Origin of the sequence: Lysinibacillus sp. GbtcB16, from assembly GCF_019091145.1 — a bacterium.
Classification (GTDB): Bacteria; Bacillota; Bacilli; order Bacillales_A; family Planococcaceae; genus Lysinibacillus; species Lysinibacillus fusiformis.
On sequence record NZ_JAGXJV010000964.1, the window covers coordinates 1 to 230 of the forward strand.

The window sequence follows — 230 nt, forward strand, 5'->3', positions numbered from 1 at the left end:
GAATATGTCCTCGTCCCTTTTTTAGGGGCGAGTTTTCTTATGCCATAAAACAGGCGTTAATTTTCTAAGGAGGTTTTAACATGGAAGAGCAATTAATACAATTAGAGCAAGAAGCACTTGCTAAAATTGAAGCAGCAGTAGGTCTAAAAGAATTAAATGAAGTACGTGTTGCATATTTAGGGAAAAAAGGTCCTATTACTGATTTATTAAAAGGAATGGGTAAATTATCA

General features: G+C 33.9%; 1 pseudogene. It reads left to right on the forward strand.

The window, feature by feature from the left end:
- Positions 1-80 precede the first annotated feature (80 nt).
- Positions 81-230: pseudogene (pheS, locus tag KVT27_RS26460) on the forward strand (phenylalanine--tRNA ligase subunit alpha); the annotation flags it as partial.